The sequence below is a fragment of the Cellulomonas sp. P4_D11 genome, assembly GCF_056401915.1.
Genome location: NZ_JBFUIK010000021.1, coordinates 43,322 through 56,528 on the forward strand (window position 1 = coordinate 43,322; position 13,207 = coordinate 56,528).

14 protein-coding genes and 1 riboswitch are annotated in these 13,207 nt (G+C 71.8%); of the genes, 12 read left to right on the forward strand and 2 right to left on the reverse strand.

Annotated features, from left to right (window positions below):
- Window positions 1-22 precede the first annotated feature (22 nt).
- Window positions 23-3,343, reverse strand: coding sequence for a discoidin domain-containing protein (locus AC1DT4_RS13985; RefSeq protein ID WP_477090401.1), 3,321 nt, complete (start codon window positions 3,341-3,343; stop codon window positions 23-25).
- Between the two features lie 379 nt (window positions 3,344-3,722).
- Here AC1DT4_RS13985 and AC1DT4_RS13990 point away from each other — a divergent pair, with 379 nt between their 5' ends.
- The 9 genes from AC1DT4_RS13990 (at window position 3,723) to AC1DT4_RS14030 (ending at window position 8,892) form a co-directional block, all read left to right on the forward strand.
- Window positions 3,723-4,316 (forward strand): 1-acyl-sn-glycerol-3-phosphate acyltransferase, encoded by a 594-nt coding sequence (locus AC1DT4_RS13990; protein WP_477090402.1) that lies wholly within the window; start codon window positions 3,723-3,725, stop codon window positions 4,314-4,316.
- Window positions 4,317-4,389: 73 nt separating this feature from the next.
- A complete protein-coding gene (locus tag AC1DT4_RS13995; protein ID WP_477090403.1) occupies window positions 4,390-4,980 on the forward strand; it encodes a DinB family protein in 591 nt (196 codons plus the stop codon).
- The gene (locus tag AC1DT4_RS14000) at window positions 4,973-5,434 is read left to right on the forward strand and encodes an SRPBCC family protein (protein ID WP_477090404.1); all 462 of its coding nucleotides are present in this window, start codon (window positions 4,973-4,975) and stop codon (window positions 5,432-5,434) included. The genes AC1DT4_RS13995 and AC1DT4_RS14000 overlap by 8 nt, the downstream gene beginning before the upstream one ends.
- Before the next feature lie 36 nt (window positions 5,435-5,470).
- The gene (locus tag AC1DT4_RS14005) at window positions 5,471-5,641 is read left to right on the forward strand and encodes a CsbD family protein (protein ID WP_456843855.1); all 171 of its coding nucleotides are present in this window, start codon (window positions 5,471-5,473) and stop codon (window positions 5,639-5,641) included.
- 123 nt (window positions 5,642-5,764) lie between these two features.
- Window positions 5,765-6,433 carry an ArsR/SmtB family transcription factor gene (locus AC1DT4_RS14010; RefSeq protein ID WP_477090405.1) on the forward strand — a complete coding sequence of 223 codons (669 nt, stop codon included), beginning with the start codon at window positions 5,765-5,767 and terminating at the stop codon, window positions 6,431-6,433.
- A gap of 1 nt (window position 6,434) precedes the next feature.
- Window positions 6,435-6,623 (forward strand): hypothetical protein, encoded by a 189-nt coding sequence (locus AC1DT4_RS14015; protein WP_477090406.1) that lies wholly within the window; start codon window positions 6,435-6,437, stop codon window positions 6,621-6,623.
- Between the two features lie 68 nt (window positions 6,624-6,691).
- A complete protein-coding gene (locus AC1DT4_RS14020; RefSeq protein ID WP_477090407.1) occupies window positions 6,692-7,249 on the forward strand; it encodes a GyrI-like domain-containing protein in 558 nt (185 codons plus the stop codon).
- Between the two features lie 69 nt (window positions 7,250-7,318).
- The gene (sigK, locus tag AC1DT4_RS14025) at window positions 7,319-8,005 is read left to right on the forward strand and encodes an ECF RNA polymerase sigma factor SigK (protein WP_477090408.1); all 687 of its coding nucleotides are present in this window, start codon (window positions 7,319-7,321) and stop codon (window positions 8,003-8,005) included.
- Complete coding sequence (locus AC1DT4_RS14030) at window positions 8,002-8,892, forward strand: anti-sigma factor (protein ID WP_477090409.1); 891 nt, start codon at window positions 8,002-8,004, stop codon at window positions 8,890-8,892. Before sigK ends, AC1DT4_RS14030 begins: the two co-directional genes overlap by 4 nt.
- Before the next feature lie 640 nt (window positions 8,893-9,532).
- On the opposite strand, the gene AC1DT4_RS14035 is transcribed toward AC1DT4_RS14030, so the two are convergent.
- The gene (locus tag AC1DT4_RS14035; protein WP_477090410.1) at window positions 9,533-10,216 is read right to left on the reverse strand and encodes a fasciclin domain-containing protein; all 684 of its coding nucleotides are present in this window, start codon (window positions 10,214-10,216) and stop codon (window positions 9,533-9,535) included.
- 168 nt (window positions 10,217-10,384) lie between these two features.
- Here AC1DT4_RS14035 and AC1DT4_RS14040 point away from each other — a divergent pair, with 168 nt between their 5' ends.
- From AC1DT4_RS14040 to AC1DT4_RS14050, 3 genes are all read left to right on the forward strand, one after another.
- Window positions 10,385-12,262, forward strand: coding sequence for a cytochrome c biogenesis protein DipZ (locus AC1DT4_RS14040; RefSeq protein WP_477090411.1), 1,878 nt, complete (start codon window positions 10,385-10,387; stop codon window positions 12,260-12,262).
- 124 nt (window positions 12,263-12,386) lie between these two features.
- Window positions 12,387-12,461: riboswitch (cyclic di-GMP riboswitch) on the forward strand.
- Window positions 12,462-12,477: 16 nt separating this feature from the next.
- Window positions 12,478-12,627: a hypothetical protein gene (locus AC1DT4_RS14045; protein ID WP_477090412.1), complete on the forward strand. Its 150-nt coding sequence runs from the start codon at window positions 12,478-12,480 to the stop codon at window positions 12,625-12,627.
- Window positions 12,628-12,814: 187 nt separating this feature from the next.
- Window positions 12,815-13,198, forward strand: a complete 384-nt coding sequence (locus AC1DT4_RS14050; protein ID WP_477090413.1) for a hypothetical protein — start codon at window positions 12,815-12,817, stop codon at window positions 13,196-13,198.
- Window positions 13,199-13,207 lie beyond the last annotated feature (9 nt).

Here is a 13,207-nt window from a genome sequence, read left to right on the forward strand (position 1 = left end):
GCCCGGGCGCTCGGGGGGCCTCCTAGTTCCGGTTGATGGTGAACGTGGACGTGGTGTTCTTGATGTCCTGCGCGTTGTTGCTCAGGCGCAGGTTGGTGAAGGTCACCGAGCCGACCGCGGGGCCCTGCCCGGCCTCCGGCATCTCGTTGACCCAGATCCCGAACCCGGACTTGGCGTCCCAGGCGTCGCCGCTCTTGCGGGCACCGCTGATCGACACGTTGGTGAACGTCGTGTCGGTGATCGGGTTCTGCGGCTGGCTGCCCACGTAGTTCGTCTGGAACATGATCCCGGAGTAGGTCGGATCGACGATGTCGACGTCGCTCACCCGGATGCCCTGGAACTTCTTCGAGGCGGAGAACACCCAGATCGCGGGGAACGTCTGGTTGCCCCAGAAGTGCCCGCCGGCCCGCACGATCGAGATGTTCTGGAACACCGTCGGCGCGCCCGAGCCGAACTCGTCCATCGGGTACCCGAAGTCGAGCGAGCTGATCGTGATGCCGGAGTACACGAGCGTGTCCGCGATGTAGATGTTGCGGAACGTGTTCCCGTACCCGCCGTAGACCGCCAGGCCTGCCGCCCGCCAGGTGACCAGCGACGTCAGGTTCTCGTAGACGTTGCCGGTCTGCCCGGTGCCGCCCGCGTCGGTGGCCGCGAACAGGGCGAACGAGTCGTCACCCGTGCCGCGCGCCTCGATGTTGGCCACCCGGTTGTTGGCGCTGCCGTTGGTCATGTTGATGCCGTCGGCGAACGTGTCCCGGATGCGGGAGTTGGTGATGGTGCTGTTGTCCATGTTGGACGCCCAGAACATGCAGATCATGTGCTCGACCCAGAGGTTGTCCACGGTCATGTTCGAGACGTTGGTGAAGTCGAGCACCTTGCCGGGGCCGTCGATGCGCGAGGTGTAGTTGCCGAAGTACGCGAACCCGCGGAACCTCGAGCCGTTGGCCGACGCCTCCGAGCGGAACCCGACGTCCGTGTTCTCCTGACCGGACGGGGCGAAGAAACGCGTGAACCACGGGCCGGCGCCGACGATGTCGACCGCCTTGCCGTACACCTGGAACTTGCTCGACGTGGAGTAGTCGCCGGCGGGCAGGTAGACGCCCTTGATCGCGCCGGTCGTGTCCATGCGGGCCTTGTCCAGGGCGTCCTGCACGGCCTGGTGCGTGAACCCGGTGGGCTGCACGTACTGAGCCGGGTTGGGGTTCGGGTCGGCCGTGGCCAGCTCGGTGTTGATGAAGTCGACCGTCACCGGCAGGGGGTTGCTGGCCGTCCGCTGCAGGCGGATCGCCGCGCCCGCGGGGACCGTGGTGCCCAGCAGCGTGTTCGCCTCGTCGTAGATGTGCCGTGGCCCTCCGGCGCCCGGCTGGTTGTTCGGGTTGGTCTCGTTGCCGTACAGCCAGGCGAACCGCGACGACAGGTCGAGACGCTTGAGGTAGGTGCCGTTGACGAAGACGTCGATGCTGCCCGACTGCCCCGTGCCGGCCGCGTTGTCCGGGATGGAGAACCGCGTGACCAGCGTGTTCGTCGGGTTCTTCGTCGTCCACTCCACGTAGGAGCCCGTGGCGGACAGGGTGGCGGCGCGGCGCCCCGAGGCCTCGCCGGCGAGGTCGCCGACGATGCGGTTGGGGCCGACGAGGGTCGCGCCGCCGCCGGTCCGGCCGTCCTCGGCCTCGTACATGTCGAACGGCAGGCGCGCGCCGCGGCCGACGAAGATCCCGCCGGTCACCACGTTGTTGGCCTGCTTGCCCGGCACCTCGGTCGAGTCCGCGGCGACCGCGCTGGACACGTCGTACGTGCCGTTGCCGGCCGTCCACGTGCCCAGGTTCACGGAGGCGCTGGTGGCGCCCGCCGCGATCGCGCCGCTGACCGAGCCGGTGAAGGTCTTGACCACCGTGCCCGTCGTCGAGTCCTTGACGGTGACGGTCAGGCCGTGGGCCGCCGTCGACGTCGCGATGTTGCCGTTGTTGGCGACCGCGCCCGTGAACGTGACGACCGCACCCGCGGCCGGGTTGCTCGGGCTCCAGCTGACCACGGGCACCAGGTCGGAGCTGGCGACGGGGGTCACGACGAGCTTCGTCGGGTTGGTGTACGCGTTGTTCGACTCGTTCTGCTCGACCACGGTGTTGGCCGGGTCGGCCGTCGCGCCGATCGTGTACGAGCCGGCCGCCTTGGCGCCGATGGACGCCGTCACCGTGGCGGTGGCGCCGGCGCTCAGGGCGCCGACCGAGGCGTTGACGGCGTTCTGGCCGTCCACCTGGAACGCGACCGACGTGGCCGCCGACGCCGAGGTGCCGACGTTCTTCACCGTGGCGGTCAGCGTGACGGGCGTGGACTCCGTGGCGTTCGCCGTGCCGGTGACCGCCGTGACCGTGAGGTCGGGGTTCGGTGCCGGTGTGCCGAACACCTGGAGCTCCGCCACCTGCCCGTTGCCCGCGCCGGTGTTGCCGGTGAACACGAGCCGGACGTCGCTCGCGGTGCCGCTCACCGGGACCGTGACCGTGTTGCCGGTGGAGGGGCTGAACGCGCGGCCCGCCGACGACGCGAGCGTGGCGAACGCCCCGGTCCCGGTCCGGCCCTGCACCTCGAACGTCTGTGTGCGGTTGCCCCACGCCGGGTCCGGGTTGAGCTTGACGGTGACCGCCGAGAGCTGGCTGGCCGACGCGAGCGTGACCGTGAGGTTGCTCGGGTACTGCCCGCCGGCGCCCTCCCAGTAGCTGGTCAGGGATCCGTCGACCGCGTTGGTCGCGGCGTAGGTCCACTCGGTCGACGAGGCGACGATCGGGCGGCTCAGCGCGAGGTTCTGGCCGGTCGGCGGCGTCGTGGGCGTGGGGGTTGTCGGAGTCGGGGTCGGGTCGGCGCTGCCGTGCACCTCGAGCTCGGACAGCTGGCCTGCGGGCCAGCCGGTGTTCGCGGTGACGCTCAGGCGCACGTACCGCACCGACGTGTCCGTGACGTCGACGTTCACGGTGTTGGCGCTCGCCGGGTCGAACGTGTACCCCGCCGACGCCTTGAGCGTCGTGAACGTCGAGCCGTTGGTGGAGCCCTGCACGGTGAGGGTCTCGGTCCGGGCTCCCCACGCGCCCGTCGGCAGCTTGAGCGTGAGGTCCGTGACCGTGGCGGCGCTGCCGAGGTCGACCTGGACCCACTGCGGGAACTGGTTGTTGGCGGACTCCCAGTACGTCGACTGGTTGCCGTCGGTGACATTGCCGGCGCCGTAGACGTCGACGGTGCTGCTGGCGGTGGCGGGCTTGCCCGCGGCGAGGTTCGGCGCCGCGGCCGCGGCACCCTGCGCGACGAGCGCGAGGCCGAGCGGTGCGACGAGCGCCCCCGTGGCGAGTGCCACGACGGCGAGCCTGGCGTTCCTTCTCATGTGTCGTCCTCGTTCTCCCGCCCGGGGGCGGGGTCGGTGCTCGGACCGGCGGACCTGCACGCCCGACGCTGGACGCACGGGTACCGGACCGGCCGCGGGGCGTCGGTGCCCCGCCGGCGCGAGCGCGGCGAACAGCAGCTCCGCTGCCGCGGTGCAGCGGGGACGGGTGACACCGCGTTCTTTTCGAGTCGACACACAACTTTGTGCGTACCTGTGTCAAGTTCTTGCGGCGTCGTGAGCAGACACTACGAACGTCGGACGGGACGAGTCAAGAGGAAGCGGAGAAATGGCACAGACGGGTGTGACTGGGACCGCGCACGGCCGTCGGTCGGAGGTCCGGTACCGTCCAGAGGTGAGCCTCCGACGCACCCTGGCCCGCGCCTACTGGCGCCTCAGCCGCTGGAACCTGCAGACGGAGCGCGTGCCCGTGGACGGCGCCGGCCTGCTCATCGGGGCCCCGCACACGTCGAACTGGGACTTCATCCTCATGCTCGCGATCTCCGGCGAGGCCGACCTGAAGATCCGCTGGCTGGGCAAGCACCAGCTGTTCAAGGGGCCAGCCGGCCCGATCATGCGGGGCCTCGGCGGCATCCCCGTCGACCGTCGCGACCCGGCCGGGCTGGTCGACGAGCTCGTCGCCCGCATCCAGGGCGGCGACCGCTTCTACCTCGTCGTGACTCCCGAGGGCACCCGCAGCGGCTCCGGATGGAAGTCGGGGTTCTACCGGATCGCCCGCGCGACGGACCTGCCCGTGACGCTCGGCTACGTCGACCGCACGACCATGACGACCGGCCTCGGGCCGACGCTGCACCTGACCGGGGACGTCGCCGCCGACATGGACGTCGTCCGCGCGTTCTACGCCGACAAGGCCGGGTTCGCGCCGTACCGCCGCACCGAGCCGCGGCTGCGCGAGGAGACGCCGGAGGCGGAGCGGCCGGCCGCCTGACCGGGCGGGTGTCACAGGACGTGGCTACGGTCGGGGCGTCGGCAGTTCTGCGCCCTCCCGAGGAGTCCGTCCGATGGACGATTTCGACTGGTCGATCCTGAGCGTCCCCACGCCGCGCGCCGTGGTGCGCGGGCAGCTCGAGTTCTCCTGGTGGGAGCTCGCGCAGCGGCTCGAGACCGTCACGCAGGACGAGTTCCTCTGGGAGCCGGCGCCCGGTGCGCTCAGCGTGCGGCGCCGGTCGGAGACGTCCGCTCCCCGGACGTTCGGGACCGGCGAGTGGGTGGTGGAGTGGCCTGAGGGCGTCGACCACCCCGGCCCGCGCACCATCGCCTGGCTGGTCGCCCACCTGACCGAAGTGCTCAGCGAGCGGTACGACTGGACGTTCGGGGACCACGAGGCCAGGCGGGCGACGCTCGCGTACTCGGGCGAGGTCGGGCCGGCGGTCGCCGAGCTGACCAGGGTCGCCGATCTCTGGCGGGCGGGCGTCGCCGACATGTCCGACGACGACATCTTCACCGTCGGGCTCAGCCAGGCCACCGAGATCGACCAGCAGTCGCCGTTCGCCCACCTCGTGGCCCACATCAACCGCGAGATCATCCACCACGGGTCGGAGATCTTCACGCTCACCGACCTCTACCGCGTCCGAGGAGGCGCTCGTGTCTGAGAACCAGAACTCCGAGAACCACGTCGCCCGTGCGACCGTCGACATCCCGGCCGACGCCGAGAGGGTCTGGGACACGCTGGTCGACCCCGAGGCCACCTGGATGATGGGCGCGCGTGTGACCAGCACGTACGTGGTCGGCGTGCCCATCACGTTCGACGGCGAGTGGGACGGCAAGCCCTTCCAGGACCATGGCGAGATCCTCGAGGTCGACCGCCCGAACCGCCTGCGGTACACGCACTTCTCGCCGCTCAGCGGGCAGCCGGACGTCCCCGAGAACTACCACCACCTGACCTTCACGTTCGACGAGCACGGGGGTTCGACGACCGTGACGCTCGAGCAGGACGGCAACGGCTCCGCCGAGGAGGCGTCTCACGCGACGGCGAACTGGGAGCAGGTGCTCGGTGCGCTCAAGGCGGCGGTCGCTCCGGATGCGGAGCCCGCGGGCACGTCCTAACGTCGAGGTGTTGCCAACCCGAGAGGAGTGATTCTGATGGGTCTCGACGACAAGATCAGCAACGCTGCGGAAGAAACCAAGGGCAAGGTCAAGGAAGCGGCCGGCAAGGTTTCCGACGACGAGCGTCTCGAAGCAGAGGGCAAGGCGGATCAGGCCAGCGCGAACATCAAGCAGGCCGGCGAGAACGTGAAGGACGCGTTCAAGTGATCTAGCTCTTCCCGCGCGACAGGGCGAGGGCCCCCACCATGGCGGTGGGGGCCTTCGTCGTTCGCAACATCTCTTTCGCAATAAGTCTTGCGCAACGGTCGTTGCGAGTCTTACAGTCGAGCCATGACCTCGCAGGACGACCTCAGCGCAGACACCCGGAGCAGCCGGAGCGACCCCGAGCGCATCCGCGCGCTGGCCCACCCGCTGCGGCTCGCGCTGCTCGACTACCTGGCCGACGTCGGCGAGGCCACGGCCACGCAGTGCGCCAAGCACACAGGCGAGTCGGTCGCCAACTGCTCGTTCCACCTGCGCCTCCTGGCCCGCTACGGCTTCATCGAGCCCGCCGAGCAGCGCGGCCGCGAGCGGCCGTGGCGGCCGAGCGCCGACCGCACCCAGTTCGTGCCCGACGAGTCCGTGCCGGGGTCCGTGCGGGCGGTCGTCGAGCTGGCCGAGGTGACCGTCCGCCAGGAGACCGAGGGCTTCGTGCGGTTCCTGCGCGAACGCGCGGACCGCGCCGACGAGCTGGCCGGCACCGCGCTGCCGACGTCGATGACCAAGGACACCTTCTGGGCCACCCCGGACGAGACAGAGGGGCTGCTCGACGCCATCGGCGCCCTCCTGATGCCCTTCGTCGACCGGGCCCGCGACGCCGGGTCCCGGCCGGCCGGCGCGCTCCTCATGCGCTGGTTCGCCACCACGCACCCCGATCTCCATGTCGATCCCGCACCAGGTCCGGAGGCGCCCGAGGGTGCCCCCCACCCGAGCTCGCCCATCGCATCCAAGGAGGCGTGACATGGTCGCGCTGACGTACGACGTGCGCACCGTGCGCATCCCCGTCCCCCGCCTCGTCCTGCGCTCGTCCCGCGCGCGCTTCGCCCGACCGGCCGCCGTGCCCGCCGAGGCCTGGCAGCACACCGAGCTGCGGGCGCACGAACAGCGCCGCGACGCGCACCTCGACGCGGCCGTCGCGCTGCGCCGCTGAGCCCGTCGCGCAGGACGCCGTGCACCCCCCGCCCCGCGGTCGTAGCCTCGGGGCGGGAGGCCGATCGGATGAAGCGCACCACCGTGGTCCCGGTGCTCGTGGACCGGCCCGCCGTCCCCTACGTCGGCATCAGCCGGACGGTCACGCCCAGCACGTTCTCGCAGGTGGCGGACAGGTTCGCGGACCTGTTCGCCTGGCTCGCCGACCACAGCCTGACCCCGGCAGGCCCGCCGTTCTTCCGGTACGACGTCATCGACCCGGACCGCGGCATGATCGTCGAGGCCGGGGTGCCGCTGGCCGAGGCGGTGCACTGGGCCGACGGCAACGTCGTCCCGGGCCTGCTGCCCGCCGGCCGGTACGTCGTCACCAGCCACGTCGGGCCGCCCGACGAGCTCGTGCAGGTCATGGCCGACCTGCTGGCGTGGGCCGAGGCCGCGGGACTGCGCGTCGACCGGTGGTCGACCCCCGAGGGCGACGCGTGGGGCTGTCGCCTCGAGCTGCAGCTCTCGGACCCGCGGATCGAGCCAGACATGACCGGCTGGGAGACCCAGCTCGTGGTCCGGCTCGCCGAGGACGACCTCGGTGGGTCGCGCGGCGGCGACCTGGGCGACATCGGTCTGGTCTGAGAGCCATCCGCGGCGCGGTCGGCGACGAACCCTCGCTGACCCATCCGCACACCACTGGACGACGGACCGATGTCTCTGCTGCAGCTGCCGACGCCACCGACGTGCCCGCCCCGGCACCTCGGCGCCGGGCGCGCGCCCGCCGAGCGGCGAGCGGCGGTCCGGTGGGGCACACTGGCCCGCGTGGAGCGAGGAGAGGTCGAGGCCGGTGCGCCCCGCTCCGCCGAGTCCCTCCTCGCCGACGTCGCGCAGGGCGACGACTCCGCGTTCGCGGCGCTGTACGACGCGCTCGGGCGTGGCGTCTTCGGCACCTGCCTCGGCGTCCTGCGGGACCCGGACCACGCCGCCGAGGTCGCGCAGGAGGTCTGGGTCGAGGTCTGGCGCACGGCCGCCCGGTTCGACTCGGTCCGCGGCTCCGCCCGCACCTGGACGCTGACGCTCGCCCACCGCCGGGCCGTCGACCGCGTCCGCGCCGTGCAGGCTCAGCGCGACCGCGACCAGCGGGTTCTCGACGAGAGCACCGAGCGGGAGTTCGACGTGGTGGCCGACGAGGTCGAGTCCGCCCTCGAGCAGGTCCGCGTGCGCGACTGCCTCGGCACCCTGACGCCCACCCAGAAGCAGGCGGTGGTCCTCGCCTACTACGGCGGCCGGACCTACCGTGAGGTGGCCGACGAGCTCGCCGCGCCGCTGCCCACGGTCAAGACGCGGATCCGGGACGGCCTGCTCCGCCTGCGCGACTGCTTGGGGGTGAGCTCATGACCACGTCGGTTCCCGACGACGACGCCCGCTCCCTCCTCGGCGCCTACGCGCTGGACGCGGTCGACCCCGACGAGCGCGCCGCAGTCGAGCAGCTGGTCGCCACCGACCCCTCCGCCGCCGCCGAGCTGGCCCAGCTCACCGCCGTCGCGGCCACCCTCGGCGACGCCGTCGCGGGCGACCCCCCAGCCGCGCTGCGGGCCTCGGTCCTCGCCGCGATCGTCGGCACTCCCCAGCTCGGCCCGCTCAGCGGCCCGCGCCACGTCGCGACGCCCGCAGACGAGCCCCCGGCCGCCCCGCGCTCCGGCCTCACGGTGGTGCCCCCGTCGGCGACCGAGGACGCGCCGTCGTCCGACGCCGGCCCTGCGTTCCCTGCCGCTCCTCCGTCGGGTGCCGGCCCGGAGGCTCTCCCTGTTCCGGATCTCGTGGAGCGCCGCCGCCGTCGTGCTCCCGGGCGCTGGCTCGCCGTCGCGGCGGCGGTCGTCATCGGCGCCGCGGTGCCCACCACGCTCGCGGTCCAGCAGGCGCAGCGGGCCAACCAGCTCGAGCAGCAGCAACAGGCGCTCGCCGACCTGCTCACCGACCCCTCGGCCGTCGTCGTCCACGGCGACATGACCGGCGGCGGCGTCGCGACCGCGATCCTCACCGACGACGCGGCCCTGTTCAGCGCGGCGGGCCTGCCCGACCCGGGAGACGACCACGTCTACCAGCTCTGGGTGGTCAGCGGCGACGAGGCGGCCTCGGCCGGCGTCCTCGCCGACTCCTCCGGCTCCGCCCGCCAGCTCGCCGACGACTTCTCGTCCGGCGACGCCCTGGCGGTCACGGTCGAACCGGCGGGCGGCAGCGACCAGCCGACGACCACCCCCCTGGTCGTCCTCTCCGTCACCTGACCCGCCTCCTGACCCGCCGCGCACCCGACCCGCGCGCCGCCGGCACCGGCACGTCCCGCACGCCAGCTCTCCGCACCTCACCGCGCCACCGGCAGCACCTGCGTCCCCCCGCGTGCCGGTGACACCGGCCGCCCTCCCGCGCCGCCGCCCCCCCGAAGATCCTCGAGAACGTCAGTCCGCCGCGAGAACGTCACTTTGAACTGCCGTTCTCGCGGCGAAGTGACGTTCTCGCGGGCGCGGGCGCGGGCGCGGGCTCGGGTGCCCGCCGTGGTCCGGGGGCCGGGGCGCAGACCTACGGTCGCTGGAGCGGCGAGATGCCGGCGAGGTCGTGAGTCTGGGACGACGTCGTGCGTTGCAACCCACGACTTCGTCCCGAACTGACGACCTCGCGCGGGAGGGCTGCCCGGTTCGCATGACGATGAGCAGCGAGCGGTGAGCGGGCGCCGAGCGGGGCCGGGCCGGCGCCGGGCGGGGAGCGATCAGGTGCACGCTCGCGGGCGCCTCGGGTGAGGGATCCGCGCCCGGACGCCACGGAGCCCCCTCGCCGTACCCTGCGAGGGGGCTCCGCTGCTCACCGGCCGTCAGGGGTGGCCGGGAGCGCAGACGGACCGGCCGCCGGGGCGACCGGTCCGCCGGGTCGTCACATCGTCGGCATCAGCACCGAGTCGATGAGGTAGACGGTCGCGTTGGCGGTGTGGACGCCGCCGCAGATGACCTTGGCGCCGTTGACCATCATGTCGTCGCCGGTGCCGGTGACCTCGACGGTCCCGCCCTCGACGGTGGTCTGCGTGCCGTCGATCATGTCGGGCGACAGCTGGCCGGGCACCACGTGGTACGTGAGGATCTTGGTCAGCGTGGCGCCGTCGGTCTTGAGCGACTCGATGGTGGCCGGGTCGATCTTGGCGAAGGCGTCGTCGACCGGCGCGAACACCGTGAACTCGCTGCCGTTGAGGGTGTCGACCAGGTTGACGTCCGGGTTGAGCTGGCCGGAGACCGCCGCGACGAGCGTGGTCAGCAGCGGGTTGTTCGACGCCGCCACGGCGACGGGATCGGTCGACATGCCGGTCACCGAGCCGGGACCGTCGGGGACGGCGGCGGCGTAGTCGGCACAGCCGGGGCCGACGAGGTCGGCGGCCGGGTCGGCCGTCATCGCATCGTCGCTGGGCATCTCGGACGGCGTCTCCATGGGCGTCTCCATGGCGGCCGACGAGTCGGAACCCGCCGTGTCGTCCGTCGAGCCGGAGCTGCTGCAGGCCGTGAGGGCGAGGCCCGTCACGCCGGCGAGCAGGACGGCGGCGATGCGGGTGCGGTGGGTGGTGCGCATGATGACTCTCCCTTGAACGTGGTCCGGGTGGGTACCCGCCCGGTCGTCTCTTCGGGGGTGGTTCGGGGCGGTCGGCGGTGCGGATGGGTGGGACTGCCGACGAGTTCTCGACGAGCTCTCGACGCGCCCATGACCCATCCATGGGGGTCGTCGCGCCGAACCTGCGCCATGGACCTGCTCACGCTCGCGCTCATCGGGCTCGTCGGTGGCCTCATCACCGGCATCTCGCCGTGCATCCTGCCCGTGCTGCCCGTCGTGTTCTTCGCGGGCGGCGTGGAAGGGGCTCGCGGCCGCCCGACCGTCAAGGTGGCGTCGGGCCCCACGACGAAGGGGGCCGCCGGCTCCGTGGGGGCGATGGCGCAGCCGTCCTTCCTGTCCGGCGCGACGGCGTGGACGCCGGGCGGCGTCGCCACCCTCGAGCCCCCGGCCCCCACCAAGGAGAGCCGCGCCCGCGACAAGGCGTCCGCGCGCCGTCCGTACCTGGTCATCGCCGGCCTGGTCACCAGCTTCACGCTGGTCACGCTCGTCGGCACCGTGCTGCTCAACGTCCTCGGGCTCCCGCAGGACCTGCTGCGCTGGGCGGGCATCGCCGTGCTGGCGCTGCTGGGGATCGGGCTGCTGGTGCCGAAGTTCGAGGAGGTCCTCGAGCGACCGTTCCAGCGCCTGACCCCGAAGCGCGCCCCCGGCGCCGGGCACGGCGGATTCGTGCTGGGCCTCGGGCTCGGCGCCGTCTACGTGCCCTGCGCGGGGCCGGTGCTCGCGGCCATCACCGTGGCGGGCGCGACCGGGACCGTCGGCCTGAGCACGGTCGTGCTGACGGTGAGCTTCGCGCTCGGCGCCGCGATCCCCCTGCTGGTCCTCGCGCTCGCGGGCCGCAAGGTGGCCGAGCGGATCGCGGCGTTCCGCACCCACCAGCGCGGCATCCGCGCGGCGGGCGGCGCGCTGATGATCGCGCTGGCCCTCGCGCTGGCGTTCAACCTGACCGACGCGATCCAGCGGGCGCTGCCGGGCTACACCGACGCGCTGCAGACGAAGGTCGCCGCGAACGAGACGGTCCAGCGCCAGCTCGACCTGGGCGGTCTGGTGACGGACGAGAACCGGCAGCTGGCCGACTGCACCAACAACTCCGCGACCCTCGAGGACTGCGGGCCCGCGCCGGCGATCCGCGGCATCGACGCCTGGCTCAACACCCCGGACGGGGCGGCGGTCGACCTCGCGGACCTCAAGGGCAAGGTCGTGCTGCTCGACTTCTGGGCGTACTCCTGCATCAACTGCCAGCGCTCGGTCCCGCACGTGACCGCCTGGGACGAGGCGTACCAGGACGACGGGCTCGTGGTCATCGGCGTGCACACGCCGGAGTACGCGTTCGAGCGCGAGACCCGCAACGTCGTCGACGGGGCGCAGCGGCTCGGCATCACCTACCCGGTGGCCCAGGACAACTCGTACGCCACGTGGACCGCGTACCGGAACCGGTTCTGGCCGGCGCACTACCTCATCGACGCCGACGGCCAGATCCGCCAGGTCTCGCAGGGGGAGGGTGGCTACGCGCAGACCGAGACGCTGATCCGCGAGCTGCTCACCCAGGCCGACCCGGGCGTGGCGCTGCCCGCGCGGACGCAGGTGGACGACACGACGCCGCAGGGTGACGTGACCCCGGAGACGTTCCTGTCCGTCAGCAAGCACACCAACGTGTCCGGCGACTACCGAGAGGGGCAGGCGACCTACGCGCTGCCCGACGAGCAAGCGGCCGACACGGTCGCGTTCGGCGGGACCTGGACCACGGACTACCAGGGCGCCGCCGCAGGCCCGGACGCGACCCTGCGCCTGCGGTTCCACGCCAAGGTGGTGCAGGCCGTCATGGGCGGCACCGGGACGGTCACGGCGACCGTGCGCGACGAGGACGGGAAGGTCGTGGACCGGACCGACATCGTGGTCGACGGCTCGCCCAAGGCGTACCCGCTGGTCAGCGGCAAGAAGATCGTCCAGGGCACCGTCGAGCTGTCCGCCTCGGAAGGCGTCCAGGCGTTCTCCTTCACCTTCGGATGAGCAACAACAGGAGTGCGGCGCCCAAGCGTGAGATACGGCCGAGTGGGTGAAATGGACGAATGTCCGATTTTGGTGCCGTTGACACGCTTCCACGGCCTCTCACGTTGCTCTAATGTCTGACTTGTCAGCGAAACGGCAAACCCTCTGCAAGGAGGGGACGCAAAGCCACGGGACCTACAGGGTCAGCCGGGCTACCGAACAGACAGGACCGAGTCATGGACCAGCGCGGATTTTCAGTCGACCCGTCCGAGACGAACCTCACCCCGGCCATCCCCTCCCCCCGCGTCCAGGCGTGGGCCGGGCTCGCTGCTCGTCGCAGCGCGATCGAGCTGGTGCCGGCGCAGCGTGAGCACGCTGCCGCCTGAGGACGTTCTCCATCGCTGAGCCCCTCGGACCTCGGGTCCGGGGGGCTCCGCCATGTCCGGCGCTGCGCGATGGTGCAGGTCAGCGGTGCGACGCGGCGGAACTTTGGTGCATCTCGCGACGAATGTCCGTTAGCCTCTGCCCAACGGGCTTGCCACTCGGGGTCGGCCGCAGTTGAGAGAAGGTCGCATGAACAGCTTTGCGCAGTGGTTCTGGCTGCTGATCTGGTGGTTCTTGTTCTTCGCCTACCTCGTCATCCTCTTCCAGATCATCGGAGACCTCTTCCGCGACCACGCCCTCAGCGGCTGGTGGAAGGCCGTCTGGATCATCTTCCTGATCGTCGTCCCGTTCCTGACCGCGCTGATCTACGTGATCGCTCGCGGCAAGGGCATGGCGGAGCGGCAGGTCCAGGCGGTCCAGCAGGCCAAGTCGGACACGGACACGTACATCCGTGAGGTGGCGTCGAGCAGCAAGTCGCCGGCGGAGCACATCGCCGACGCGAAGGCGCTGCTGGATGCAGGGACGATCGACGAGGCCGAGTACGCCCAGCTGAAGGCCAAGGCGCTCGCCTGACGGCGACCC

Coding starts and splice junctions, on each gene's coding strand:
- AC1DT4_RS14050 (WP_477090413.1), top strand. CDS start 12,815: ATGAACAGCTTTGCGCAGTGGTTCTGGCTGCTGATCTGGTGGTTCTTG.
- AC1DT4_RS14040 (WP_477090411.1), top strand. CDS start 10,385: ATGGACCTGCTCACGCTCGCGCTCATCGGGCTCGTCGGTGGCCTCATC.
- AC1DT4_RS14035 (WP_477090410.1), bottom strand. CDS start 10,216: ATGCGCACCACCCACCGCACCCGCATCGCCGCCGTCCTGCTCGCCGGC.
- AC1DT4_RS14005 (WP_456843855.1), top strand. CDS start 5,471: ATGGGTCTCGACGACAAGATCAGCAACGCTGCGGAAGAAACCAAGGGC.
- AC1DT4_RS14015 (WP_477090406.1), top strand. CDS start 6,435: ATGGTCGCGCTGACGTACGACGTGCGCACCGTGCGCATCCCCGTCCCC.
- AC1DT4_RS13995 (WP_477090403.1), top strand. CDS start 4,390: ATGGACGATTTCGACTGGTCGATCCTGAGCGTCCCCACGCCGCGCGCC.
- AC1DT4_RS14045 (WP_477090412.1), top strand. CDS start 12,478: ATGGACCAGCGCGGATTTTCAGTCGACCCGTCCGAGACGAACCTCACC.
- AC1DT4_RS14030 (WP_477090409.1), top strand. CDS start 8,002: ATGACCACGTCGGTTCCCGACGACGACGCCCGCTCCCTCCTCGGCGCC.
- AC1DT4_RS14010 (WP_477090405.1), top strand. CDS start 5,765: ATGACCTCGCAGGACGACCTCAGCGCAGACACCCGGAGCAGCCGGAGC.
- AC1DT4_RS14020 (WP_477090407.1), top strand. CDS start 6,692: ATGAAGCGCACCACCGTGGTCCCGGTGCTCGTGGACCGGCCCGCCGTC.
- sigK (WP_477090408.1), top strand. CDS start 7,319: ATGTCTCTGCTGCAGCTGCCGACGCCACCGACGTGCCCGCCCCGGCAC.